Consider the following 24,982-nt stretch of genomic DNA (forward strand, 5'->3'; position numbering starts at 1 on the left):
TAGCTATAACTTATAAATAAAAAGACCACAATGGCAGATATAAAACCAGCAGAAGTTTCTGCAATTTTAAAACAGCAATTATCAAATTTCGATCAAAATATTTCCTTAGAAGAAGTGGGAACTGTTTTACAGGTTGGAGATGGTATTGCCCGTATATATGGACTAAGTAATGCAGAACAAGGAGAGCTTGTAAAGTTTTCCAATGGATTAGAAGGAATGGTTCAAAATTTAGAAGAAGATAATGTAGGGGTGATACTTTTGGGTAAATCCAATGGCATAAAAGAAGGAGATATCGTTAAAAGAACTAAAACGATTGCATCTATCGATGTGGGTGAAGGAATGATAGGAAGAGTTGTCGATACTTTAGGTGTTCCAATAGATGGTAAAGGTCCGATTTCCGGAGAATTATACAGAATGCCTTTGGAAAGAAAAGCACCCGGTGTATTATTTCGCCAACCCGTAAATGAACCTTTGCAAACCGGTATTATAGCAATAGACTCTATGATTCCTATCGGTAGAGGCCAAAGGGAATTAATTATTGGTGACCGTCAGACCGGAAAATCTACAGTAGCCATTGACACTATTCTAAATCAAAAAGAATTTTATGATCAAGGCAGACCCGTATATTGTATTTACGTTGCTATTGCCCAAAAAGCATCTACAGTTGCGCAAATTGTTAAAACATTAGAAGACAAAGGAGCAATGGCTTATACGGTTGTGGTTGCCGCTAACGCTTCTGACCCTGCTCCTATGCAGGTTTATGCTCCATTTGCAGGAGCTTCCATCGGAGAATTTTTACGCGATACCGGTAGATCTGCATTAATTATTTACGACGATCTATCTAAACAAGCAGTTGCTTATCGTGAGGTTTCCTTATTATTAAGAAGACCTCCGGGACGTGAAGCGTATCCGGGTGACGTATTTTATTTGCACTCCCGTTTGTTAGAAAGAGCCGCTAAAATTATTGATAATGATGAAGTTGCTTCAACGATGAACGATTTACCGGAATCTTTAAAAGGTAAAGTTAAAGGAGGGGGATCATTAACAGCTCTGCCAATCATTGAAACTCAAGCAGGAGACGTTTCTGCGTATATTCCTACTAATGTAATATCCATTACAGACGGACAAATATTTTTAGAATCGGATTTATTTAATTCCGGGGTAAGACCTGCGATCAACGTTGGTATTTCTGTATCACGTGTAGGTGGAGCTGCTCAGATTAAACCTATGAAAAAGGTATCCGGAACACTTAAGATTGACCAAGCGCAATTCCGCGAATTGGAAGCATTTGCAAAATTTGGTTCCGATTTAGATCCGGCTACTGCCGCTGTTATTGCAAAAGGAGAGAGAAACGTTGAAATATTAAAACAGTCCGTTAACTCACCTATGCCTGTTGAAGAACAAATTGCTATTATATATGCAGGAACTCAAAATTTATTACGTGAAGTTCCTGTCAATAAAGTTCAAGATTTTAAAAGAAATTTAACGGAAACATTACGAACTCAACATGCCGATTTATTAAAAAGTTTAAAAGAAGGTAAAATAGATGATTCCATTACTTCTTCTTTAGATACGATAATAGCCGGAGTTGTAAAAAATTATTCATAAATAAAAAAGAATATTCTAGAAAATGGCAACATTAAAAGAAATACGAAACCGAATTGCCTCTGTAAATTCGACTATGCAAATTACAAGTGCAATGATGATGGTTTCTTCATCTAAACTGAAAAGAGCGCAAGATGCTATTGTAAGATTACGCCCCTATTCAGAAAAAATGCAAGAATTATTATCAAATGTTAGTCCTTTTCTTGACTCTGATTCCGGTGGTGCAGAATATGCTAAAAAGAGAGAACTTAAAAAGGTTTTATTAGTTGTCATTACTTCCAATAAAGGACTTGCCGGGGCCTTTAACTCTACTATAGTTAAAGCTGTTAAAAATCTATTGGAAAATGATTATAAAAATACTCAAGTTGACCTTTTAACAATAGGAAAAAATGGATATGAAAATTTAAAAAAATCTGTATCTATATATAAAAATTGCAGTTCTCTATGGGATGCGCCAACCTATGAAAATTCTTCTAAAATATCTGAAGAACTTATGCAGTTGTTTTTAAATGGTGAATATGATCAAATTGAATTGGTATATAATCGATTTAAAAATGCGGTGGTTCAGCTTTTACAAGTCGAGCAATTTCTACCAATTGAACTTTCTAAAAATACCAATAACTCTTCCTTAGTTAGCGATTATATTTATGAACCCTCTAAGGAAAGTATTTTAACACATCTTATTCCTACTTCATTAAAAACTCAGCTTTTTAAAGCGATATTGGACTCAAATGCTGCAGAACATGGAGCAAGAATGTCTGCTATGCAGGCTGCCACAGACAATGCTAAAGCATTAAAAAATCAACTATCCATATCGTATAATAAAGCTCGTCAAGCATCCATAACCAATGAATTAATTGAAATTGTAAGTGGAGCTCAAGCCTTAGAAAATTAAGATTTTAAAATTATAATCTATATAAAAAAAGGTTACTATAAACGTAACCTTTTTTATTTTTATCCGGGTTTGGTTCAAATTTTGAGGGATAAAGAGCATTATTAAACCTATTAAAAAATTAAATAATGAATAATTTTGCCTTTGTAAATCCTGTAAAAATTTTATTCGGAAAAGGTATGATTTCCGAGATTACTAAAGAAATACCTTTACAAACTAATATATTGGTCATCTATGGTGGAGGGAGCATCAAAAAAAATGGTGTATATGAACAAGTAATTAATGCATTAAAAGGGTACCAATGGTTTGAATTTTCAGGCATTGAACCGAATCCTCACTATGAAACTTGTATGCGTGCCGTTGAATTTATTAAACAGAAAAATATTGAATATGTATTAGCTGTGGGAGGCGGTTCGGTTATTGATGCGACCAAATTTATTGTTGCAGCAGCTTGTTTCGATGAGGGAGATCCTTGGCGAATTCTTGCAGATCCTACTGTGGTTATAAAAAAAGCACTTCCTTTTGGTACTATTTTGACTATTTCTGCCACCGGATCAGAAATGAATACCTATTCTGTCATTACAAAAAATGAAACCCAAGAAAAATTATCTTTCAGCTCACCAATAGTCTATCCAAAATTTTCTGTATTAGATCCAAGTGTAACCTATAGTTTACCTCCGGTTCAAACCTGTAATGGGGTTATCGATGCCTTTGTGCATGTTATTGAACAATATCTAACGTATCCTGTAAACGGTTTATTACAAGATTTCATGTCTGAATCTATTCTAAAGACCTTAATCATTGAAGGACCTAAAGCTTTAAAAGATCCTAAAAATTATGATGTTCGAGCTAATCTGATGTGGGCTTCAACTTGGGCTTTAAATGGTTGGATTGCTTGCGGTGTACCTCAGGATTGGTCTACACATATGATAGGACATGAATTAACCGCTTTCTACGAAATAGATCATGCGCAAACACTGGCAATTGTATTGCCCGGAGTAATGGAAGTATTAAAAGAAGAGAAAAAAGATAAAATTCTTCGATTGGGAAGAGAGGTTTTTTCTTTACAAGCCGATTCTATTGACGAACTGATCAAAGATACTATTAGTGCAGTTGAATCCTTTTTCCATAGCATGAATTGTAAAACCAGACTTTCTGATTATAATTTAGGAGAGGAAGCTATAAACCGAATTTCTGAACGAATAGAAAAAAGAGGTTGGCAATTGGGTGAACATCAAAATATTAAATCCCAAGAGGTTAAGAAAATATTAGAATTAAGAAAATAGAAAATTAATTTAGAATTCCGTCTTATAAATTAGGATAGTTTCCTATCCTGATTTTTTATTGCTTAAAAATTATATTTATTATAAACTTGATAGCGTATGATTATTACCTAATCTTTTCCATAACAAAATCTACAATTTCCTGAGTACTCTGATAATCGAACCAGTTAACTGACTCATCTCTTCGATACCAAGTTAATTGTCTTTTAGCATATCTGCGTGAATTCTTTTTAATTTCATCTATGGCAAATTCTAAGGAAGAATTTCCATCGAGATAGTCAAAAAGTTCTTTATACCCAACGGTCTGTAACGCGTTTTTATGTCTATATGGTTGCAAAGAAATAACTTCTTCTAATAATCCTTTTTCCATCATTAAGTCCACTCGTTTATTTATCCTATCGTAAATAAGATCACGAGAAGCTGTTAAACCGATTTTAACGGATGTAAAATTTCTTTTTTCTACCAGATTTTTTCTAAATGAACTGTAAGGTTTTCCGGTTCCTCTAAAAATTTCCAACGCTCTCATTACTCGCTGCGGATTATTATAATCCACTTGAGAATAATATTCGGGATCGTTCTTTTTTAGTTCTTCTTGTAAATAGGATAGTCCCTTTTCCTGTATTTCGACCATTAAATCCTTTCTGACTTTAGAATCTATATCGGGAAAATTATCTAACCCTTCATTAACCGCTTTTTCATATAGACCGGACCCTCCTACCATAATGAGTTGATCATATTTATTAAAAAGCTCGTTTATCTTTCTTAATGCGTCTTTTTCGAAATTGCCTACTGAATAATCTTGAGCAATACTTAAATTTCCTATAAAATGGTGAGGAACTAAAGATAATTCTTCCGATGAAGGAGCAGCAGTTCCAATCTTTAATTCTTTATAGAATTGTCTGCTGTCACAGGATATTATCTCTGTTTTTAAATATTTTGCCAGTTCAATAGATAAAGCCGTCTTTCCTATTCCTGTAGGTCCTACTATAGACCATAAAATTTTTGGATTTTTATTCAATGACAATAGTATTATGTTTTTGCTTTTCCCATGCTACATACTTATCAACTTCTTTGAATAATTTGGAAAATGCAAAAAAGGCAATAGTTAAATCATCAAGAAAACCTATGCCTACTAAAAAGTCAGGGATGAGGTCAATGGGAGATAATACATAAATAATTAAAAAGGTGAAAATAAAAAGATTTTTAATTCCCGGTTTATATTGCCCCTTTAGAGAAGCCCTTAACATTCTAAATAAAACAGGAATTTTGGAAATAAATGATTTATCTTTAGATACTGCACCTACTAAATGTTTTACTTTCATTTTTTTAACTACTTGATTGATTAGCTAATTTCAATTTCTATTCCAAATATTACTCTCTGCCGCATTTGCAATTGACACCTCCTCCGCATTTTTTCTTTTTGGAAAAAAAAGTTTCTTTAAATAATTTAATCAAATACCAGACAGCTACTAGTAAAGTTAAGGCTATAAACGCATATTGAAGATAAATATTCACAACTAGTTAACTATTTAGATTAATTCTATGCGAAGATACAATTTTATTTTAAAATATTCTTTTATAATTGATTATTTGCTTTTGAATATTGTAATGGTTTTCAACTAAAAAAAACTTATTTTTGTAGAAATTTAGATGTTTTTTATTATGTTTAATAAAGAAGACGAAGAACTAGACCATTTCACACATACAGAATATACTCCTATTCGTTCGGATGCCTTTGTTTTATCTCCTGAAGAAAAACAAAAAGCAATTCAAGAGCATTTTAGTAAAATTATGCATATTCTTGGATTAGATTTGAATGATGATAGTTTAAAAGATACTCCTAAAAGAGTTGCTAAAATGTATGTAAATGAAATTTTTGGAGGACTTCTTCCCGAAAATAAACCGGAAGTGTCTACTTTCAAAAATAGTTACAAGTATCGTCAAATGCTGATTGAAAAAGATATTACGGTTTATTCAACTTGTGAACATCACTTCCTGCCTATAATCGGAAGGGCACACGTTGCTTACTTTTCAAATGGAAAAGTTATCGGACTGTCTAAAATTAACCGAATCGTAAATTATTATTCCAGAAGGCCTCAGGTTCAAGAACGGCTCACCAGACAAATTGTTGAAGCTATTAAAGAAGTATTAAATACTAATGATGTGGCTTGTGTGATTGATGCTAAACATTTATGTGTTAATTCGAGAGGCATACAAGATACGGAAAGCAGTACGGTTACTGCTGAATTAAGTGGCTTGTTTTTAAACAATCCTACAACAAGAAAAGAATTTTTACATTATATTGGTATTGACTCCCATTTCAAAATTTAAATATGCGCAGCTATCTGAACAATCAAATAAAATTATATAATTCTTTACACGGTAAAAAAGAAGTATTTACCCCTTTGCATGAAGGTTTTGTAGGAATGTATGTGTGCGGTCCAACAGTATATAACAAAGTGCATTTGGGTAATTGCCGAACTTTTTTATCTTTTGATGTTATTAACAGATACTTGCGTCATTTAGGATATAAAGTAAGATATGTTCGTAATATTACCGATGCCGGACATCTTACCGATGACAATTCTGAGGATAAAATTTCAACGCGGGCTCGCCTGGAAAGAATAGAGCCCATGGAAGTCGTACAAAAATATTCCCTTAATTTTCACAAGGTCTTAGATCAATTTAATATGCTCCCTCCCGATATCGAGCCTACAGCTACCGGCCATATTGTAGAGCAAATAGAGCTAATTAAGAAACTATTGCATAAAGGTTTGGCTTATGAAGTTAACGGCTCTGTTTATTTCGATGTAAATAAATTTGATTTAGAAGGAGGCAATTACGGTGAATTAAGCGGCAGAAAAATAGAAGATATGATTGCCAATACTCGTGATTTAGACGGACAAGGAGAAAAAAGGAATCCTCAAGATTTTGCATTGTGGAAAAATGCGTCTCCTGAACATATCATGAGATGGCCTTCTCCTTGGGGAAACGGATTTCCGGGTTGGCATTTGGAGTGTACCGCAATGAGTACCAAATATTTAGGCAAAAAGTTTGATATTCATGGAGGGGGTATGGATCTAAAATTTCCGCATCATGAATGTGAAATTGCCCAAGCTAAAGGATCTTTTGGTGAAGAACCCGTAAATTATTGGGTTCATACGAATATGCTTACTTTAAACGGACAAAAAATGAGTAAATCTACGGGCAATACCATTTTACCTGAAGAATTATTTAGCGGTGAAAATAGTTTTATTGAAAAACCTTTTCATCCGATCATTGTTCGTTTTTTCTTTTTACAAGCTCATTATAGAAGTGTCTTAGATTTATCCAACGATGCTATTATTGCTGCCGAAAAAGGATATTTCCGCTTAACTTCCGCGATTGAAAAACTCCCATATATTGCTGCTTCTGAAACTTCAAGTTATAACATTCAGGAATGGATTGATACTTGTTATGAAGCATTAAACGATGATTTTAATACTCCGGTATTAATTTCACATTTATTTGATATAGTTAAACTTATAAATAATTTAGATTTAAAAAAAGAAACACTAACTGCTACTGATTTAAAAAAGTTAAATACTGCTATTCATGTTTTCTTCTATGATATTCTAGGATTGGAACTTTTATCTGATACTATGAAAGATACCGGTAAACTGGATCAAGCCATGAAAGTTCTTATTGATTTAAGAAATAAAGCAAGACTTGAGAAGGATTGGGCTCTTTCTGACGAGATCCGTAATCGTTTGTCGGAAGCCGGTATTAATCTTAAAGATGGAAAAGAAGGAACAACTTTTGAAATTGAATAATTAAATGATCACAAAAAAATGAAAAAAATCAGTTATTTTACTATTATTTTAGTTCTGTTAGCTTGTTACAGCTGTTCAAAATTAAACAAAAAAGAATCGGCAACTATTATTGCACCTGAAAATGTAATGAATGTTGCTGCTTCAAAAAAAGCTAAGGCAGAAATTACCGGAGAACAAAGCGGTGTATCCATTGCTAACGAAAAAATTAATGTTTGGAATATCGTTTACAGAGATGACAAAGGTAATTTACATTCAACCATTATAAAGAAAATGCCTGAAGATAAAAGTAAGGTGGGTGATTCTTTGTCTATTTATTATGATGAAACTAATCCCATGTCTCTTCCTATTCATGAATCTCAATATGATGAAATGAATAAATAAGTAATGTACTGAAGTGCAGATATAATTAAATTTGTAAAGGATATGTTACGTCTTTTCTAATAAATTTATGATAAAAAAAATATATATCTGCTTATTTTTACTAGTATTTACGATTATTGGTAAAGCTCAGCCTAAGACGTCGACAGATGTAATCAAGGATATTAAAGTAATCACTTTTTCAGATTTTAAAAATATTATTGAGAAAGAGAATGATAAATTTTTAGTCGTTAACTTTTGGGCTACATGGTGTATGCCTTGCGTTGTTGAAATCCCTTCCTTTATGAAAGTAAATGAAAGGTTTAAGGATAACGTTGGTTATAAAATGATCTTAATAAATTTAAATCCTGTTAAAAATATTGAATTTGTTAAAAAGTTTATACGTAAATATTCCATTTCAACCGAAGTTTATCTTCTAAATGATCTCGAAAATATGGATCAATGGATTCCTGCTATTGATCCACTATGGGAAGGAAGTATACCTGCAACCGTTTTTTATAAAAATGGAAGTAAGGTTTTATTTAAAGAGCAATTACTTATTGAAAAAGATTTAGAATCTATAATTATTGCCAACTTATAAAGTTGGATAAAGCTTAATTCGTTCTCATTATCATAGTAATTGCTTTTTTTGTGGTATTTACTAGTTAGCTTTATACTTTATTTTATACTGATACTATTTTATCTAAAAAATAAATATTTATAGATTGATATGTTTCAAATAATTTTAAATATATTGGAAACCTTCAAGGCTATGATTTTACCATTAATAAATTCAATGACAGTATCATTTGATAGTTTTTAGGAAACTTTTAAAACACAACCATAACCCTTCCTTGAATTAAGTTAATGTTTTCTTTATTGGTTCCATAATTGTTATAAGGTCCTAAATTAATGTAGGAATAATTAACTTTAAAACCTATGTATTTATTTAGATAGTAATTTACTGCTAATGATAAATCACTCATTCTCCCCCCTTTTAAAATTTCCCCATTATAAATCCCATCATTAAGATCTGTATAATCATATCTAATAGCCATTTCCAAAGTATGATCTCCCGGTTTTTTCAATCGTCTGTCCCCTAAATTATATTTATAGGTTTTGTCTCCAAGTATTAAAAAACCCGATTGCACGTAAAAGCCATCGGCGTTATACGAATGATTATTTGCTTTTCTATTGATATGAATCGAATAATATTCGCCTTGCAAAAAAGCAGGTCCGGCAGTCGCTAATAATTCCGTCACCCATCTGTACTGATCTTTAACGTTAGTGATGGTTATGTCTAAGGGTTTCTTTTTTTCAACATTTGTATTTAAATTTCCGGAGTAACTCATAATCCGTTTGGTTTTTTTATTATCATCCAAACCATCACGATTACCGTTTCTATACTCTCCTGATATTCCTATATGAACTAATTTATCATTAGTACTGACAGGATCAACTGAAAATTTACCTACAAAAGCATATCCTTGATTTCCTTCTTTGCTGTTAGTTATTGCATCGCTATCTGTATAAAAGCCACCGCTATAATATATTCTTTTATTCCATTTTACATAGGTAAAACCCAGCTGTCGCCCCGAACCAAAAACTTGTGAACTAGCTGCTGCCGTCATAAATTTTAGCCATGCAGAACTTTCCCAGTTTTCCAACCCGAGTTGCTCTCCGGCATATCCCAACTTAACCCAGGAATTTTCATTAATATTATAAATTAAATGGATGTCTTTGGTATTTACTTTTTTATCGGAAAAACCAAAATCTATTTTTGCATCCCATTTTTTATATCGCATTTTGGAGGTTAATCGCACATCAGATATAGTCATTCCGTTACCCAATGGTGTTTTATCATCAAAATAAACAGCTCCGTCAAAAGCTATTCGACCTCCCATGGTTATTTTTATATTATCCTCAGTATTCGTTCCTGTTTTTATTTCGAGTGTTTGAGCTTTAACAGAACTAACTAAAACGATAAGAAATAACAGACCAATTAAATTTTTTCTATTCATAATTGCAAGAACTTCAAAATATTTCCTCTGAACATTTGTAGATTGTTTAATTAATTCAGAGGAAATAAACTTAATTAATATTACTTCATTATGTAATCAACGGGTTTACCTATGGCACCGTTAGGCATTTGTATTTTTAATAATGCAGATATGGTAGGAGCAATATCTGTCATATAAACTTCTTTTGTAGTGCTTCCGTGAGGAATTTTCCAGCCCATTAAAATAAAAGGTATGTGCGCATCATCCGGTCCCCAAGTACCATGCGTACCTCCTTTGGTTGGATCATAGTATTCAAAATCATAAGATCCTCCATCTAAAATAATCTGTATTTCTCCGGAATATTCTCTGTTATACCCGTTAATGATTTTTTCTTTAATATATTGAGGAACTGTTGCTATGGATGCTTTTTTCATATCAACGGCATATAAGACCCCTTCCAGGGTTTGAAGATAATCAATACAGGTTTGTTTAAGATCTTCTAAATTTATTGAGGCTTGTTTGATTGCAGTATAGTTGAAATTTACTTGATAGTTATTAAAACTTCTAACTAAATCGTCTCTTCCGTATTTTGATTTCAAATATTCATTGATTTTCTTTTCGTACGGAGTTAATCTTCGAAGTGCACCGGCCATTTTATTGTCATTCATAAAATTTGCATTAGGTATTCCTGCATGATCGGCACTTAGAAAAACCAGGTAATTTCCTTTTCCTACTTTACTGTCTAAATGGCTAAACAAATCTGCTAATTCTTGATCCAATTTTATATAGGAATCCTCCGTTAGTATTGAATTGATTGAATAATGGTGAGCCATTTTATCGGGAGAAGAATAACTTATTGCTAAAAAATCGGTATCTCCTGTTTTGTTATTTCCTAAATTTTCATGATCAATCGCCAACTTAGCTATATCTGTCGTGGTCGTGTTTCCATAGGGTGTGTATTGAATCAAGCTTACACCTAATGTTTTCATCATTTGGGAAGTCTTCATTGGAAAAGATGGAGTTTCATATCCTTTAAATCCTACTTCATATTTACCCAGCATTTTGATATCCGGACTTTGTATGTAAGTTGAAATGGGATATGTTGGATTCCAATCTTTACTTAAATATTTTTCCGGCATATTTTTAGAATTATATTCTTTTAACCATTTCGGTAATTCTTTCATATAGTAGGTACTGGTTATCCATCTTCCGCTTTTTGCATCAAACCAATAGGCGGCATCTGCTGCATGTCCTGCAGGTAATATACTTCCTCTGTCTTTTAAAGAAATACCTATTACTTTTGATCTTGAATTGGTAGCATATTTAAGCTGGTCGGTAACTGTTGATACTTTTAAATTATACGGAGACATTTTCCCTACTTTGTTTTCCGGATCATCCAATCCTACCCCTTTTACTTTGGAGTCTTCTGTGCAATAAATGCTCCTGCCGGTGTTTTGCTCTATATAATCATTTCCTGCAATTCCATGTATGGAAGGAACCGATCCGGTATAAACCGTACTGTGTCCTATGGCTGTAAATGATGGAACATAATTTACCATGCAATTCTCAAATGAAAATCCTTCATTTAAGAGTCTTTTAAAACCTGCATTTCCATATCTGTCATATAATCGATATAGGTAATCCCATCGCATTTGGTCTACAATGATACCAACTACTAACTTGGGTCTTTCTACCTGTGTTCTATTTTGTGCTTCTAATGATCCATATAGAGTCATCAAAGTCAGCAATGTGAGAGTAATTTTTTTTATTTTCATATGATGTATATAGTTCAAAAAATTGGTTACAAAATAAAGATAATCTTATATGTATTATGTATTTATTTTATAGAAATTGTAGCTTTATTTTCAATATTTTATCAATTTTGTTATTATTTAAAATAAAGAAACATATATTATAATGAATTTAATATAATTAAATCTATAAATTGAATCAATTTATAGAAATTATCGTAATAAATCCTAATCATAATTATTATTTATATCTTGTTTCCAAATATAAAAAAATTTATCAATTAAATTAATAATAAATTTAATTTCAATAAAATTTCCTTTATATGGATTTTAATCTATTAAATTGATTTAAGCTATAAATTTAACAAAGGTTTTTAAATTATATAATTTATCGGAAAAGATGTTAAAAATAAAGGTTTATCTATGTTGTATCTTTTAAGCAATATGTTTTTTTTAGTTATATAATTATCAATAGATTAAATTGATTAAAGAAAAATGAAGAAAATTTTTCAATAGGCCAATATGCTTTCAATTTAATAAAATGCTTTTTTTTAAAAAAAATTTAGCTTCAATACTCTAAACATTATTGAAGCTAAATTTAAATGCTAATAAATTATTTTATCTGTATTCTTTTTTAACCTCTTCATATGTATTAACAATATCCACTTGAGTATTGTCTTTTAAACGTCGTATGGTGTATGAAATAGGCGCAGATGAAGAAATTGCATTTTCTTCTCCAAATAGCTCCATATAATCCATGAATTGATTATAATTGGTGACAATTTTTGAAGGACCCCCCAACACAGAAACTTTTATTTTATTGGAGTTAAACAACTTTTTAAATTCCTCATTCTTTTGATAATTCCCGCCTACAGAAATTCTACCAATTTTAAAGTCTACAGCTCCTTTAACCATATTACTGGTTTCTTGTGAAGACTTTTTAGTTTCAATCAGCAAATAGGCTACTCGACCATAATCTATACTGCTGATATATACCGGTTCGTAAGGACCGCTATCTAAAAGACTAATATCTCCTTGTACCCAGTTTGACCAGTGCACCGGATCTATACCTGCAGAATATACGGTTTGTCTTAACTTAACCAAGATATAACTTGATGATTTCACATTTGATTTATTATAATCATAGTCAAAAGAAGAATTTGCTATACCGGCAAAACTTGCTTTTATATGCAGATTTATTGTCTTTTTAAAACTTTCCTCCGTTGTAACTTTTTCACTTTCATATGTATAATTTGCCGGAATATATTTAGATGAGAAAAAGGCTGAATTTCCTAATGTTAAGTCCGTCAATGCTTGAAAAACTTCACTACCTTTAGGAACGACATTTTTTTTAATTTCTCTGTTAGATCCATTAATTGTTAGAAACAAGGTAACCGGATTAAATGAATTATGAAGAACTACCGGATCATACTTTCCGTTTAAAAAAGATTCTCCTCTAAGTATGCTTCCCGGGTATAAGATTGTTTTTTCAATATTTGCTTCACTCATGAGATCTGCAACCGAAAATTCGTTGTAACGACGCGTAACGATTTCGTATTCTTTACGAGGTACACCATCAGCATCTATACTTGTATTTCCTGTAAATTTTGTAGATATTTCCATATCCGGTTCGGAATGAAATTTCACTTCACGCAATCCCCTACTACCGGAAACCGCATCATCGTCGCTACTACAAGAGTTAAACACACTACCAAGGATAAATCCTAAAATCAGAACGGATACTAAATTTTTTTTTAAAGTCATTTCTGTATAGTTTTAGATTATTATTATTAAAGATTATTATTTCCTTCTGTTCCCCAATCATCTTTCCTTCCATAGGATACTACAGGAATATTTTTGTATTCGATATTGGTTATTATCCCATTTACATCTTTTTTGAAAATAATTTTATCAATAGTATTTATTATGTATGCTCTTTTTCCTCCTTCAACTTTTTGAACATCATAAAAATCTCTGTTCTCTTTATTGCGAAAATTAGATTGTTCGAAACTTCGCGAATTATAATATACGTTATAGCTTAGATTCTCAAGATATTTATCATACACTTCATTTCCTGTATCTATATAAAGTTTATGAAATACACCATTTAAAGAATGATGCCAAGTAGACGATTTCCTAAGCCTGATTTCATAATTATATGCAACAATTCTCACAGAGTTAAAAAATAGTTCACTCTTCGAAATCAATTTTTTAGGAATTTCATTATTTTTAGCATTTACAATAAAAGCACAATAGGTATGACTAAAATTACCTGCTTTTTTAATATATAGAGTAAATTTACCTTCGTTTTCAACTGTATAAATATTATCGACCTTTTTATTTTTAAAATATAGATCATAATCTTCTCCTAACATTTGATGAGAAATAGGACCTCCTGGTTGAGGCATGATAGTAAATGCTTCATCCGGTTTAATAGTGGCACCAGTAATTTTATAAGTTAATACAAGAGAATCTCCTACCTGAAGATTATTCATGGTTGATCCATTGGAAGCTTTGACAAATTTTATTGAAAATGTTGGATTTTCAATTAGGTTTTGATCTGTAGTTAGATTTAAATCATTAGTATCAGAATCGCTGCATGAATATATAATAACCATTAGCAAAAACAAAAGCATTAATTTTTTCATAGCTAGTTTTTATTTTTAATTAATACTGTATTAACGTAGATTTTAATAAATTATTTTACAATTAACTAAAATTTATTTTGTTTTGTTCTATTAACGCAACAAATACTAGATAAATCAATATATATTAAATATTTTGTTATATAATAATTTATATAAAAAAGAGAATTTTAATTTCGCATTAAACATGTGGAAACACTTCCAAACCATAAAATATCAAGGCAAAAATCATAGTTGGATGATAATACGAATATTTACCTTATAACAAAACAAATACTCCTTATTAAAATTAGCCTCAATACCACGAAAAGTATTGAAGCTAAAATTTAAACTTGGTGCATAATTGTTGGAGTTCTTTTCTGACTTCTTCGTAATTATTCACGATTTCGACCTTTGTATTGTCTTTCAAACGACGAAAAATATATGAAATTGGTGCAGAAGAGGAAATGATGACATCTTTTCCATATAAATTCATATAATTAATAAATTCGTCATAGGAAATGACTCAATTGGAAGGCCCACCTAACACGGAGACATTCATATTTTTGTATTAAACAGTTTTTTCAATTCTTCATTCTTTAAATAATTCTCTCCTGATGTTAATTTTCCTATCTTGTAATCAACTGCACCTTTTACCATTATACCGGTATTCTTCGCTGACTTATTTGTTTCAATTAATAAATAAGCTACCCTACCATAATCTATATTGCTGATATATACCGGTTCATACAAACCAATTTCCTATGCTTTTATATTACCTTCTACCTAATTCGTCCAATTAACAAGATCTATACCCGCTGAATAAACTGTTTGTCTTAGTTTTTACCAAAAAATAGCTGGATGCTTTTAAAACGGAATTATTATAATAGTAATCAAAAGTGGAATTTACAAGGGATGAAAAATTAGATTTTACATGTAAATTGATAATTTTCTTAAAACTATCAACCGTAGTAACTCTCTCACTATTTTACGTATAATTAGCCGGAATATAATTCTCAGAAAAATAACCGGAATTACAAGTTTTTACTTAGGTTAGAGCTTGTGAAACTTCACTTTCCTTAGGTAAAGCATCTTTTTTAATACTTACTTTGACCCCATTGATCGTAAGATATAATAATAACCACATTAAAAGAATTCGTTAGGATTAATGGTTCATAGTTTCCGTTAACAAATGACTCTCCTCTTAATAAAGATCCGGGATATAAAATCGCTTTTTCAATTATTGTTCCTTTCATTAAATCCGCTTTTGAAAACTTATCTCCTAAAATTAATTTCATTTTCCTTACGTGGAACATCGTTTTTCATCGATATCTGTTTCACCTGTTAGGCTTTACAGATATCCCCTTATCTAACTTGTTTAGAAATCGTACGGAACAAAAAAATTAATATTAGAATCAGCAATATCGTCGCTGCTACATGATTAAAAAATTCTACTAAGAATAAATCCGGAAAGAATACCGGATAATACACACTTTTTAAGATTCATTTTTTATAATTTTAGATTATTTGTTAAAATTACTTTTTTTAATTAATACCTGGTGTCTTGATTAAAAATATCCACATTTAAATCATAACTAAAATTTATATAAACAATAATAAGCACCTAATGTATGTCTTATCATATTAAGATAATCAATATAATTAAAATAACGTAAAAAAGAATATAATTATTTTATATAATATATATTTTAATTTATTTTGTTCTATTATCACACATAAACCCTAATATTTAACTAGTTTACATAAATTATTCTGATTTTTTTTATATAGAAAAAAGGAGAATTAAAATATTAATTCTCCTTTCTTGAATTCATAGAGTTAGTATGATTACAACATAGGTACTAATTACCTAATTAACCCAAAATTTCTTTTACCTGTTTATATACATTTTCAGGGGTAAATCCTAATTTTTGATCTAAAACAGCAGCCGGAGCAGAATATCCAAAAGAATTCATTCCCCAGATTTTTCCATTTTCTCCAACCAATCCTTCAAGAGTAACGGGAAGCCCTGCAGTTAATCCGAATTTCTTTTTATTTTTAGGTAAAACCAACTCTTGATAGTCTTTAGGTTGTGATCTGAATAATCCCTCTGATGGTACGGATACAACTCTTGTTTTTATACCGTCTTTTTTTAGTAATTCAGCTCCTTCCACCAGAGTGGAAACTTCTGAACCGGAAGCCAGTAAAATTATTTCATATCCCTCATCTTCCTGTACTATGTAAGCTCCTTTAGAAGTTTGTAAGGATTCATTAAATCGATCTTGTTTAGTCGGTAAATCCTTAATGTTTTGTCTAGACAAAATCAAAGCTGTTGGAGTATGTGTATTCTCCATTGCTAATTTCCAAGAAACAGTTGTTTCCTGAACGTCTGCCGGTCTTAAGACTAGCATGGAATTTTTACCTTTATGGTTTTGCAGTTTTTCCATCAAACGTATTTGTGCTTCTTGCTCCACAGGTTCATGAGTGGGCCCATCCTCTCCCACTCTGAAAGCATCGTGAGTCCAAATGAATTTAACCGGCTGTTCCATTAATGCGGCAACCCTAACTACAGGTTTCATATAATCAGAAAAAACGAAAAAGGTGGCACACGCAGGAATTACACCTCCATGAAGACTCATTCCCACACATAAACAAGCCATAGTAAATTCAGCTACCCCTGCTTGTAAAAATGCTCCTGAAAAATCGTTTTTGGTAAATGGATGGGTATGCTTTAAGAAGCCATCCGTTTTATCTGAATTTGACAAGTCGGCAGAAGATACAATCATGTTGTCAACTTGTTTAGCTAAAGTTTCCAACACCGTTGAAGATGCTGCTCTTGTAGCGGCATTGGGTTTTTGTGTAATTTCAGACCAATTGATATTTGGTGCAGCACCCGAAAACCATTTTTCCATTTTTTCGGCTAATTCAGGATTTTCTTTTACCCATTGATCTTTTATTTCTTTTTTATTTTTTACTATTTCTTCTAATTCTTTGGCTCTATTTGCATATAATGCCTGAACTTCAGGAAAAATAATAAATGGGTTATTCGGATCACCTCCTAAATTTTCAATGGTTTTTGCTAAACTACCTCCGGCTTCCCCTAATGGTTGACCGTGTGTGGATACTTTATTTTCAAAGGATTGCCCATTGGCATCCACGGCTCCTTTTCCCATGATAGTATTTCCTATGATAAGAGTAGGCCTGTCGTTAACTGCTTTTGCTTCATGTAAGGCTTTACGTATTTCTGAAGCATCATTTCCTTTTATAGTAATTACTTTCCAACCCCAGGCTTCATATTTTGCAGCTACATTTTCTTGATTAACTTCTTTTACTTGAGTAGAAAGTTGTATTCCATTGGAATCATAAAACATAATCAGATTATCCAATCCTAAATGTCCGGCTATCCTTCCTGCCCCTTGTGAAACTTCTTCTTGAATTCCTCCGTCAGAAATAAAGGCATAGATGGTTTGATTCATTAAATTTCCTAATCGAGCTTTCAAAAACTTTGCAGCTATTGCCGCTCCCACGGCATAAGCATGACCTTGTCCTAAAGGTCCGGAAGTATTTTCAACTCCTCTTTCAACATCTAACTCAGGATGTCCCGGAGTAACACTTCCCCATTGACGAAAGTTCTTAAGGTCATCCATCGAGTATTTTCCGGCCAATGCCAAAACTGAATATAACATGGGCGACATATGTCCCGGATCCATAAAAAATCGGTCCCTTCCTTCCCATCTAGGATTTTTGGGATCATATTCCAAAAACTCCGAATATAATATATTAATGAAATCAGCACCCCCCATGGCTCCTCCAGGATGGCCTGATTTTGCTTTTTCTACCATTGATGCAGCTAATATTCTAATATTGTCTGCTGCTCTATTTAATGTTTTAATATCAGTCATTGTACTTTATAAAATTTTGGATTTCAAATTTACGCTTTAATTGCACTTACTTCAATTATTCAGAGCAATATTGTGAAAAATTTGATTATTGAATTATTATTATTCTTTTATATAATTTTTTAAGGGTGAGTTCTGTCTCTATATGCTCATAGAGACAGATCCTCCAATACCCTTGAAAACTAATTTATATGATCTCTTTGATATTTTCTAAACTCAAATATTTATTAAATTCCTGATTATAATGTTTATTATATTCTTGGTTAGGATAATAGATATTTGAAATTTCCATTCCCATTTTACTCTGTGCTTCGGGTAAATTTTTATATACTCCCGCAACTACAGCAGCACACATGGCAACTCCCAAAGCGCACGCCTCACGGGTTGCAATAACTTTAATAGGCATTCCAATAACATCCGACATGACTTGCATTACGTATGGTGATTTTTGAGATATTCCCCCAACGGCAATAATTTCTTTAAGTTTTATTCCGTTGTCAATAAAACGGTCAATAATATTTTTAGCCCCGTAAGCAGTTGCTTCCACTAAAGATTTATAAACTAAAGGAGCTACACTGGATAAAGCTATTCCTGTTATCGTTCCTTTTAATTCATAATCTACATTAGGAGATCTTCTGCCATTAATCCAATCGGTAGATACAATCTGACTGTCTTTGGGAGGAATGATTTTCGCTTGTCTGGCCAAATTAGGAATCATTTCAGCATAAACTTCATCTCTTAAACTTTGTCGTGTCTCCGGATCTCCAATATTCGATTTTAGCATTATGTTATCTAAAGGCCACATTAGCAATCTCTTAAACCAGGCATATAAATCTCCAAAAGCCGATTGACCTGCTTCAAAACCTACCATACCGGGAAGAATAATATCATCAGCTTGTTGAGGAATTCCCGGTACTAATTTATTCCCTAAGCTCTTAGGTCCTACGGTAATGGCACAAGTGGAAGTCCCCACTATCTCCACCATAGCTTTATCTTTTACTCCCGCACCAACTGCACCTGCATGACAATCTAAATTACCAACGGCAATAAGTACATGTTCCGGAAGACCTAATTTATTAGCCCACTCTTTGGTGATCGTTCCCGCGACTTGATCGCAAGTATATGCTTCTTTGTTAAACGTATCTACTAAGCCATCTAAAGACGGATCCAATGATTTAAAGAATTCATTGGGAGGATATCCCCCCCATTCTTTGTTCCACATTACCCGAGATCCGGCTATGCCCATTCCTCTTTTGATCTCTTCGGGCTTAGTTAACCCACAAAGTATGGCAGGCAACCAATCACTGGACTCGACGAAAGAATAGGCGGCTTGTCTTATTTCGCGGATCTTAAATATATGTAATGCTTTGGTCCAAAAGTGTTCTGTGGAATAATCTCCACAACCGGCAGACTTAGTATAGTCTATATGCCATTTTTTCGCAAAGTCATTCAGATATTCATTTTCTTTTTGCCCTGTGTGATCTTTCCATAAAATAAACATGGCATCAGGATTTTCGGCAAATTCAGGCAACAAAGACAACGGGGTACCTTCTTTATTTACCGCTACCGGGGTTGAACCGGTCATATCCGTACTGATGGCTTTCACGCGAGCGGCTGCTCCCGGCACTTTATATAAAACATCTTTAACGATATATTCGAGAACTTCGAGATAATCTAAAGGGTGTTGTCTAAATTGGGTCTTTACAGGATTACAATATAATCCTTTTTTCCATCTTGGATATTCTTTGATTGATAAGGCTAATTCTTTTCCGGTTTCTGCATCCATTAAAATTGCTCTTCCGGAATCTGTACCATAATCTAATCCTATTACTAAATTATTGGATAATTGCATTTTTTTGGGTTTAGTTTGAAGTTTCGTTTGATTGGAGACGGCGATCATTATTTTTTTACTATCCTCCGTCTCCGAAATATTATGGTTTTCCGGTTAGCTCTTTTACTTTTTCTAACCGTTTGTATTTTTCATATTCAACATTGTAATGTTGGTGATTTTGTTCGTTAGGATAGTAAATTGTTGAAATTCCCATTCCCATTTTTTCTTGAGCATGTTCCAATTTAGAATAAATTCCGGCGGTTACAGCTGCACACATCGCCACTCCTAAGGCACATGCTTCTCTGGTTGCGATAACTTTTATAGGCTTGCCTAAAACATCTGATAAAATTTGCATTACATAAGGAGACTTTTGAGAAATTCCTCCTACTGCGATAATTTCCTCTATTTCAATTCCATTGTTTATAAATTGTTCTACAATGGCCCTTGACCCGTATGCGGTTGCTTCTACTATGGATTTATACAGTAAAGGAGTACTGCTGGATAATGCCAACCCTGTGATAGTACCTTTCAATTCATAATCAACATTGGGAGTCCTTCTTCCATTTATCCAGTCAGTGGCTATAATATGGCTGTCTTTTGCCGGTATGAGCTTTGCTTGTCTGGCCAATTCAGGAATCATTTTATCATAAACTTCCTGAATTACTTTATCTTTGGTTTCTTTATCTATATATTCGATTTTTGCAAATATTTCCCTCAACGGCCACATTAAAACCCTTTTAAACCAAGCATAATAATCCCCGTAAACGGATTGTCCTGCTTCGTAACCTACCATTCCGGGAATTATGGAATCATCTGCCTGACCGGATATCCCCGGAATTAACGGATTATTTTCACTTTTAGGTCCTACAATAATATCGCATGTGGATGTCCCGATAATTTGAACAATAGCTTTATTTTTTACTCCTGCTCCAATTCCTCCTGCATGAGCATCAATATTTCCGGCAGCTACTTTAACTGCTGTGGTTAATCCTAATCGGTTAGCCCATTCTTCTGATAAATTTCCTATCGTTTCTACACAGGTATACACTTTTTTTGAAAAGGTGTCTACAATTCCATCTAAAACGGGATCTAATTCTTTAAAGAATTCATTAGGTGGATATCCTCCCCATTCTTTATTCCACAACACTTTAAATCCGGCTGTACATATGTTTCTTTTCAAGTCTTCCGGTTTTTTTAGCCCTATAATTAAATTGGAGAGCCAATCACAGGCATCTACAAAAGAATGCCCGATTTCTTTTATTTTGGGATCTTTTCTGAATATGTGAAGAGCTTTAGCCCAAAAATGTTCTGCAGAGTAATTTCCACCTCCTCCTGAATATCGGGTATAATCGGTATGCCATTTTTTGGAAAATTCGTTGATATGTTCGCAATCTTTTATTCCTGTATGATCTTTCCATAAGATAAACATCCCGTTGGGATCATCTAAAAAGTCTTCTCGTAATGCTAAGGGTGTACCTTCTTTATCTACTACTACCGGAGTAGAGCAGGTAACATCTATTGCTAATGCTTTAACTCTTTCTTTTGCTACCGGAACTGTACTGACTACTTCATTAATTATATATTCTAATACTTCAACATAGTCTAAGGGATGGTGCCTGAATTGGTAATTTACCGGATCGCAGTACATACCTTTTTTCCATCTCGGATATTCTTTTACTGAGAGTGCTAATTCTTCGCCGGTTTCAGCATCCATTAATATGGCTCTTGCTGAATCAGTTCCGTAATCAACACCGATTACTAAATTGTTTGAAATGCTCATCATTTTTTTGTTTATTCAGTTGGTTTATAGTAATTATTTGTTTTTTTCTTGTCCATAATAAGCATTCGCTCCATGTTTTCTTTCGTAATGTTTATGGATCAATGCTTCTTTCAATCTCGGGGCTTGGGGATTTATTTGCCTTGTTAAATAAGCCATTTTCGCTACATTTTCTAAAACCGCGCTGTTGTAAACTGCTTTTTCAGCTGTTTTACCCCAGGTGAAGGGCGCATGGCTTCCTACCAATACCATTTCCATCTCTTTATGACTTAATTTTTTTTCTTTAAGAATATTGAGAATCTGGAAACCTGTTTGGTATTCATAGTCTCCTAGGATCATCTCATCACTCATAGGCGGAGCACAAGGTATATCAGAAATGGTATGATCTGCATGGGTTGTACCGAATATGGGAATATCCAATAAAGATTGCGCCCAAGCGGTAGCATAGGTACTGTGGGTGTGTACAATTGAGTTAACGTCTTTCCAATGCTTGTATAAAACGGCATGGGTGGGTGTGTCTGATGATGGTCTAAGTTTACCTTCGACCACTTTACCGTCAAAATCAACCAGCACCATGTCATCGACCTTTAACTTATCATAGGGCACTCCGCTAGGTTTAATAGCAAAAACTCCTTGATTGTGATCTGCGACACTTACGTTACCCCAGGTAAATAAAACTAAATTCAATTGGGGTAATAATTTATTGCCTTCGAATGCTTCTTCTTTTATTTGAGCATATTTTTTCATAGCTTTATTTTATATGTGAATATTCTATCAGGTTGCCTAATACCTCTATGCTCGGCAAGACAATATCCAATTCAGGATCAGCTTTTTCTGCATCTTCCAACGTAGCTTCTCCGGTTAGTACTAATACTCCAAAAGCTCCGGCATTATGAGCCATCATCATATCTGTGTAAATGCGATCTCCTACCATAGCCACTTCATCCGGCTCTAAATTTTTCGCTGACAATATGCCGTCTAACATTTCTTTTTGTGGTTTACCCAACACTATATCCGGTTTTCTTCCCGTAGCGGTTTCTATAGATGAACATATAGAAGCACAATCAACTAAAACTACCGGTTTGTCGGTCGGACAAACTTTATCGGGATTGGTTGCTATATAAATTTTTCCTTGTTTCGCCCACCAAGCTGCTCTGCATAATCTTTCATAATTTAAGGTCATATCAAAAGCAACAATTAACGCATCGGGCTCATCTTGTGCTGAGTCTTCAGTAGATATATATCCTGCCTTATTGAATTGCTTGATCATACTGGGGGTTCCCAATATGAATAATTTTTTAATTTGTGGATGTTTCGCTTTTAAGTAATCTATGGTTGCTACTGCGGATGAGTACATTTCTTCTTCTGAAGCATCAATTCCTAATCCTTCTAATTTTTGCAGGTAGTCTGAAATACTTTTAGACGGATTATTGGTAAGAAATGAATAGCTTATGCCTAATCTTTTAAGCTGATTTAAAAAGCTTACTGTATAGGGAAATAGGGTTGAGCCATTGTAAATCGTTCCATCCATATCCAAAGCTACATGCTTCAGCTTTTTTACTTTTTCTAAAAGAACATTTGAAGTCTTTTTTATATCTGTGATATAATTATTCATACAATTTATATTTAAAAGATATAAAGTATAAGCATGTAATTTTTCTATTACATGAATATCCTTTTAATTTATTTTCCTTTTAATGCTCCTTTTTCGCTGAATAATTCTTCAATCCATAGATCAAAATATCCTGCTCTGTAAGCAAAATCTAAAATTGTATATCTGCTTCGGATTTTATGTGCTCTGTAAAAACTATCTTTGAGTCTTTTTCTGGTAATACCGATTTCTTCCGGTTCAACAGGTGCTCCTACGGCTGCCAATCGTTTTTTTGTTTCCTCAAAAGGTATAACTTGATTTCTTAGTTTTTCTTTTAATTGCGGCCAATTCTTTTTAATTTTATTTAACTGCTCCCTTAATTCCTCTTTGGTAACGTATTTATCTGTAGTTTGGGCAACAGCAAAGGGATGTATTTCTGTCCCTGCAAACATTTCGTCTATCTCTTTTAATTGAGCTTCCAGGGACGGCCATTTTTCAACTGCCGCTTCAACATCAAGCCGGTCTATAGATTCTTTTAACATTACTTCATACAAAGCGGTAATTGCCAATGTGCCAATGCCTACTTTAAATCCATGAGAAGGGGCTTGTTCATCTTGATTAGGATATAAACCGAATTTTTTAGCCATTTCTCCTTTGAATGTGTGATGCTCCATATCCCAAAGATGGCTGAATTGATGTTCAGAACCGGATGCCGGACGGCTTACTCCTGCCCCCCATGATTCCATGGATTGCATGGCGAAACCGCCTAGCATTAATCCTTCTGTTAATAATTCAATGGCTTTTGGATTTCCATTTTTTGCTCCTGCCGGATCTTGCAATGCCTCAGCCAATCCATCTTGTACTATATTCCATGCACTAGTCATGGGCTCAATACCTTTTTTAGGATGATTGGGATCGGCTAATTCTGCAGCTAAAATCCAATCTGCTCCGGATACTACTTTAGCATATAAATCTGCATATCCGGAAGCGGTCATCAAAGGGGGAGCAGCAGCAATAATATCAATATCAGCTACTAAGGCTTGGGGAGCTTCACAGGCATGAGTGATTTTTGCTCCTTTGTTGGTTATGGATGCTCCTGCCGAAGAATATCCATCCATGGATGCGGCAGTAGCAACACACATATACGGTCGTTTTAGTTCGGAACTTGCTCGTTTCGTAAGATCGTTTATAACTCCTGAACCAACCGCAATAGGTGTTACGTCTTTATCTTTTAAATAATCTCTTATTTTCTCTACAAATATATAATCTGCATATAAATTAGGATCATCTAAAATATACGGTTCTTCTCCTTCCAATCCGGCTTTATGTAATGCCTCATGAACTTTTTTTCCTGCTACTCTATAGGTATTAGGATCTGCTATAATAATTGCTTTTTTTCCGGGAAATTGTTCCTTAAATATTTGCGGTACATCCTTTAAGATATTGGATTCTATTTCTAGAAACTTTGTTTCAGTAGCTTGTTTTAAAGCTGATTTAATGCTTTCTTTAGACATTTTATTTTTTATTTTTTGTGGTTTGTGATTGATATGGTCTCTTATT

At 33.1% G+C, this 24,982-nt stretch carries 21 protein-coding genes; 7 read left to right on the forward strand and 14 right to left on the reverse strand.

Annotation, left to right across the window (positions count from 1 at the left end; translation table 11 throughout):
• Positions 1–30: 30 nt before the first annotated feature.
• From atpA to GFU93_RS06695, 3 genes are all read left to right on the forward strand, one after another.
• Positions 31–1,608, forward strand: coding sequence for a F0F1 ATP synthase subunit alpha (gene atpA / locus GFU93_RS06685; RefSeq protein ID WP_160568204.1), 1,578 nt, complete (start codon positions 31–33; stop codon positions 1,606–1,608).
• Between the two features lie 22 nt (positions 1,609–1,630).
• Positions 1,631–2,500, forward strand: coding sequence for an ATP synthase F1 subunit gamma (gene atpG / locus GFU93_RS06690; protein WP_160568206.1), 870 nt, complete (start codon positions 1,631–1,633; stop codon positions 2,498–2,500).
• 125 nt (positions 2,501–2,625) lie between these two features.
• Entirely contained in the window at positions 2,626–3,783 is a 1,158-nt protein-coding gene (locus GFU93_RS06695; RefSeq protein ID WP_160568209.1) for an iron-containing alcohol dehydrogenase, read from the forward strand.
• Between the two features lie 103 nt (positions 3,784–3,886).
• Here GFU93_RS06695 and miaA read toward each other — a convergent pair whose 3' ends face one another.
• Together miaA and GFU93_RS06705 are read right to left on the reverse strand one after the other, a co-directional pair.
• Positions 3,887–4,804 carry a tRNA (adenosine(37)-N6)-dimethylallyltransferase MiaA gene (miaA, locus tag GFU93_RS06700; RefSeq protein WP_255448660.1) on the reverse strand — a complete coding sequence of 306 codons (918 nt, stop codon included), beginning with the start codon at positions 4,802–4,804 and terminating at the stop codon, positions 3,887–3,889.
• The gene (locus GFU93_RS06705) at positions 4,791–5,102 is read right to left on the reverse strand and encodes a YkvA family protein (protein WP_160543066.1); all 312 of its coding nucleotides are present in this window, start codon (positions 5,100–5,102) and stop codon (positions 4,791–4,793) included. Before GFU93_RS06705 ends, miaA begins: the two co-directional genes overlap by 14 nt.
• Positions 5,103–5,442: 340 nt before the next feature.
• Here GFU93_RS06705 and folE point away from each other — a divergent pair, with 340 nt between their 5' ends.
• The 4 genes from folE (at position 5,443) to GFU93_RS06730 (ending at position 8,550) form a co-directional block, all read left to right on the forward strand.
• Positions 5,443–6,111, forward strand: a complete 669-nt coding sequence (folE, locus tag GFU93_RS06715) for a GTP cyclohydrolase I FolE (RefSeq protein WP_160568211.1) — start codon at positions 5,443–5,445, stop codon at positions 6,109–6,111.
• Positions 6,112–6,113: 2 nt separating this feature from the next.
• Positions 6,114–7,592, forward strand: coding sequence for a cysteine--tRNA ligase (gene cysS / locus GFU93_RS06720; RefSeq protein WP_105296970.1), 1,479 nt, complete (start codon positions 6,114–6,116; stop codon positions 7,590–7,592).
• An 18-nt stretch (positions 7,593–7,610) separates the two neighbouring features.
• Positions 7,611–7,973 (forward strand): hypothetical protein, encoded by a 363-nt coding sequence (locus GFU93_RS06725; RefSeq protein ID WP_160568213.1) that lies wholly within the window; start codon positions 7,611–7,613, stop codon positions 7,971–7,973.
• 67 nt (positions 7,974–8,040) lie between these two features.
• Entirely contained in the window at positions 8,041–8,550 is a 510-nt protein-coding gene (locus tag GFU93_RS06730) for a TlpA disulfide reductase family protein (RefSeq protein WP_160568215.1), read from the forward strand.
• Between the two features lie 229 nt (positions 8,551–8,779).
• Here GFU93_RS06730 and GFU93_RS06735 read toward each other — a convergent pair whose 3' ends face one another.
• The 12 genes from GFU93_RS06735 to GFU93_RS06790 form a co-directional block, all read right to left on the reverse strand.
• Complete coding sequence (locus GFU93_RS06735) at positions 8,780–9,970, reverse strand: OprO/OprP family phosphate-selective porin (protein ID WP_160568217.1); 1,191 nt, start codon at positions 9,968–9,970, stop codon at positions 8,780–8,782.
• A gap of 80 nt (positions 9,971–10,050) precedes the next feature.
• Positions 10,051–11,724, reverse strand: a complete 1,674-nt coding sequence (gene pafA, locus GFU93_RS06740) for an alkaline phosphatase PafA (protein WP_160568219.1) — start codon at positions 11,722–11,724, stop codon at positions 10,051–10,053.
• Positions 11,725–12,318: 594 nt separating this feature from the next.
• Positions 12,319–13,464, reverse strand: a complete 1,146-nt coding sequence (locus tag GFU93_RS06745; protein ID WP_160568221.1) for a thiol-activated cytolysin family protein — start codon at positions 13,462–13,464, stop codon at positions 12,319–12,321.
• Between the two features lie 26 nt (positions 13,465–13,490).
• Positions 13,491–14,348 carry a hypothetical protein gene (locus GFU93_RS06750; RefSeq protein WP_160568223.1) on the reverse strand — a complete coding sequence of 286 codons (858 nt, stop codon included), beginning with the start codon at positions 14,346–14,348 and terminating at the stop codon, positions 13,491–13,493.
• Positions 14,349–14,882: 534 nt separating this feature from the next.
• The gene (locus GFU93_RS06755; protein WP_160568225.1) at positions 14,883–15,077 is read right to left on the reverse strand and encodes a hypothetical protein; all 195 of its coding nucleotides are present in this window, start codon (positions 15,075–15,077) and stop codon (positions 14,883–14,885) included.
• Between the two features lie 344 nt (positions 15,078–15,421).
• Positions 15,422–15,622, reverse strand: a complete 201-nt coding sequence (locus GFU93_RS06760) for a hypothetical protein (protein WP_221411560.1) — start codon at positions 15,620–15,622, stop codon at positions 15,422–15,424.
• 576 nt (positions 15,623–16,198) lie between these two features.
• Positions 16,199–18,226 carry a transketolase gene (locus GFU93_RS06765; RefSeq protein ID WP_160568229.1) on the reverse strand — a complete coding sequence of 676 codons (2,028 nt, stop codon included), beginning with the start codon at positions 18,224–18,226 and terminating at the stop codon, positions 16,199–16,201.
• A gap of 184 nt (positions 18,227–18,410) precedes the next feature.
• Positions 18,411–20,123, reverse strand: a complete 1,713-nt coding sequence (locus GFU93_RS06770) for a ribulokinase (RefSeq protein WP_221411331.1) — start codon at positions 20,121–20,123, stop codon at positions 18,411–18,413.
• Positions 20,124–20,154: 31 nt separating this feature from the next.
• Positions 20,155–21,834, reverse strand: coding sequence for a ribulokinase (locus tag GFU93_RS06775; RefSeq protein WP_160568231.1), 1,680 nt, complete (start codon positions 21,832–21,834; stop codon positions 20,155–20,157).
• A 33-nt stretch (positions 21,835–21,867) separates the two neighbouring features.
• A complete protein-coding gene (locus tag GFU93_RS06780; RefSeq protein ID WP_160568232.1) occupies positions 21,868–22,578 on the reverse strand; it encodes an L-ribulose-5-phosphate 4-epimerase in 711 nt (236 codons plus the stop codon).
• Positions 22,579–22,582: 4 nt separating this feature from the next.
• A complete protein-coding gene (locus GFU93_RS06785) occupies positions 22,583–23,446 on the reverse strand; it encodes an HAD-IIA family hydrolase (protein ID WP_160543054.1) in 864 nt (287 codons plus the stop codon).
• A gap of 68 nt (positions 23,447–23,514) precedes the next feature.
• Positions 23,515–24,936 carry a sn-glycerol-1-phosphate dehydrogenase gene (locus GFU93_RS06790; RefSeq protein ID WP_160568234.1) on the reverse strand — a complete coding sequence of 474 codons (1,422 nt, stop codon included), beginning with the start codon at positions 24,934–24,936 and terminating at the stop codon, positions 23,515–23,517.
• Between the last annotated feature and the right edge of the window lie 46 nt (positions 24,937–24,982).

It is taken from the genome of Apibacter sp. B3546, from assembly GCF_009827885.1.
Taxonomy (GTDB): Bacteria; Bacteroidota; Bacteroidia; order Flavobacteriales; family Weeksellaceae; genus Apibacter.

Excerpts from the sequence above, each read along its gene's own strand:
- atpG (WP_160568206.1), top strand. The coding sequence starts at position 1,631 with ATGGCAACATTAAAAGAAATACGAAACCGAATTGCCTCTGTAAATTCG.
- GFU93_RS06725 (WP_160568213.1), top strand. The coding sequence starts at position 7,611 with ATGAAAAAAATCAGTTATTTTACTATTATTTTAGTTCTGTTAGCTTGT.
- folE (WP_160568211.1), top strand. The coding sequence starts at position 5,443 with ATGTTTAATAAAGAAGACGAAGAACTAGACCATTTCACACATACAGAA.
- atpA (WP_160568204.1), top strand. The coding sequence starts at position 31 with ATGGCAGATATAAAACCAGCAGAAGTTTCTGCAATTTTAAAACAGCAA.
- GFU93_RS06790 (WP_160568234.1), bottom strand. The coding sequence starts at position 24,936 with ATGTCTAAAGAAAGCATTAAATCAGCTTTAAAACAAGCTACTGAAACA.
- GFU93_RS06770 (WP_221411331.1), bottom strand. The coding sequence starts at position 20,123 with ATGATCGCCGTCTCCAATCAAACGAAACTTCAAACTAAACCCAAAAAA.
- GFU93_RS06745 (WP_160568221.1), bottom strand. The coding sequence starts at position 13,464 with ATGACTTTAAAAAAAAATTTAGTATCCGTTCTGATTTTAGGATTTATC.
- GFU93_RS06730 (WP_160568215.1), top strand. The coding sequence starts at position 8,041 with ATGATAAAAAAAATATATATCTGCTTATTTTTACTAGTATTTACGATT.
- GFU93_RS06760 (WP_221411560.1), bottom strand. The coding sequence starts at position 15,622 with ATGAAATTAATTTTAGGAGATAAGTTTTCAAAAGCGGATTTAATGAAA.
- GFU93_RS06775 (WP_160568231.1), bottom strand. The coding sequence starts at position 21,834 with ATGAGCATTTCAAACAATTTAGTAATCGGTGTTGATTACGGAACTGAT.
- GFU93_RS06750 (WP_160568223.1), bottom strand. The coding sequence starts at position 14,348 with ATGAAAAAATTAATGCTTTTGTTTTTGCTAATGGTTATTATATATTCA.
- GFU93_RS06780 (WP_160568232.1), bottom strand. The coding sequence starts at position 22,578 with ATGAAAAAATATGCTCAAATAAAAGAAGAAGCATTCGAAGGCAATAAA.
- GFU93_RS06765 (WP_160568229.1), bottom strand. The coding sequence starts at position 18,226 with ATGACTGATATTAAAACATTAAATAGAGCAGCAGACAATATTAGAATA.
- GFU93_RS06695 (WP_160568209.1), top strand. The coding sequence starts at position 2,626 with ATGAATAATTTTGCCTTTGTAAATCCTGTAAAAATTTTATTCGGAAAA.
- GFU93_RS06735 (WP_160568217.1), bottom strand. The coding sequence starts at position 9,970 with ATGAATAGAAAAAATTTAATTGGTCTGTTATTTCTTATCGTTTTAGTT.
- cysS (WP_105296970.1), top strand. The coding sequence starts at position 6,114 with ATGCGCAGCTATCTGAACAATCAAATAAAATTATATAATTCTTTACAC.
- GFU93_RS06785 (WP_160543054.1), bottom strand. The coding sequence starts at position 23,446 with ATGAATAATTATATCACAGATATAAAAAAGACTTCAAATGTTCTTTTA.
- GFU93_RS06705 (WP_160543066.1), bottom strand. The coding sequence starts at position 5,102 with ATGAAAGTAAAACATTTAGTAGGTGCAGTATCTAAAGATAAATCATTT.
- pafA (WP_160568219.1), bottom strand. The coding sequence starts at position 11,724 with ATGAAAATAAAAAAAATTACTCTCACATTGCTGACTTTGATGACTCTA.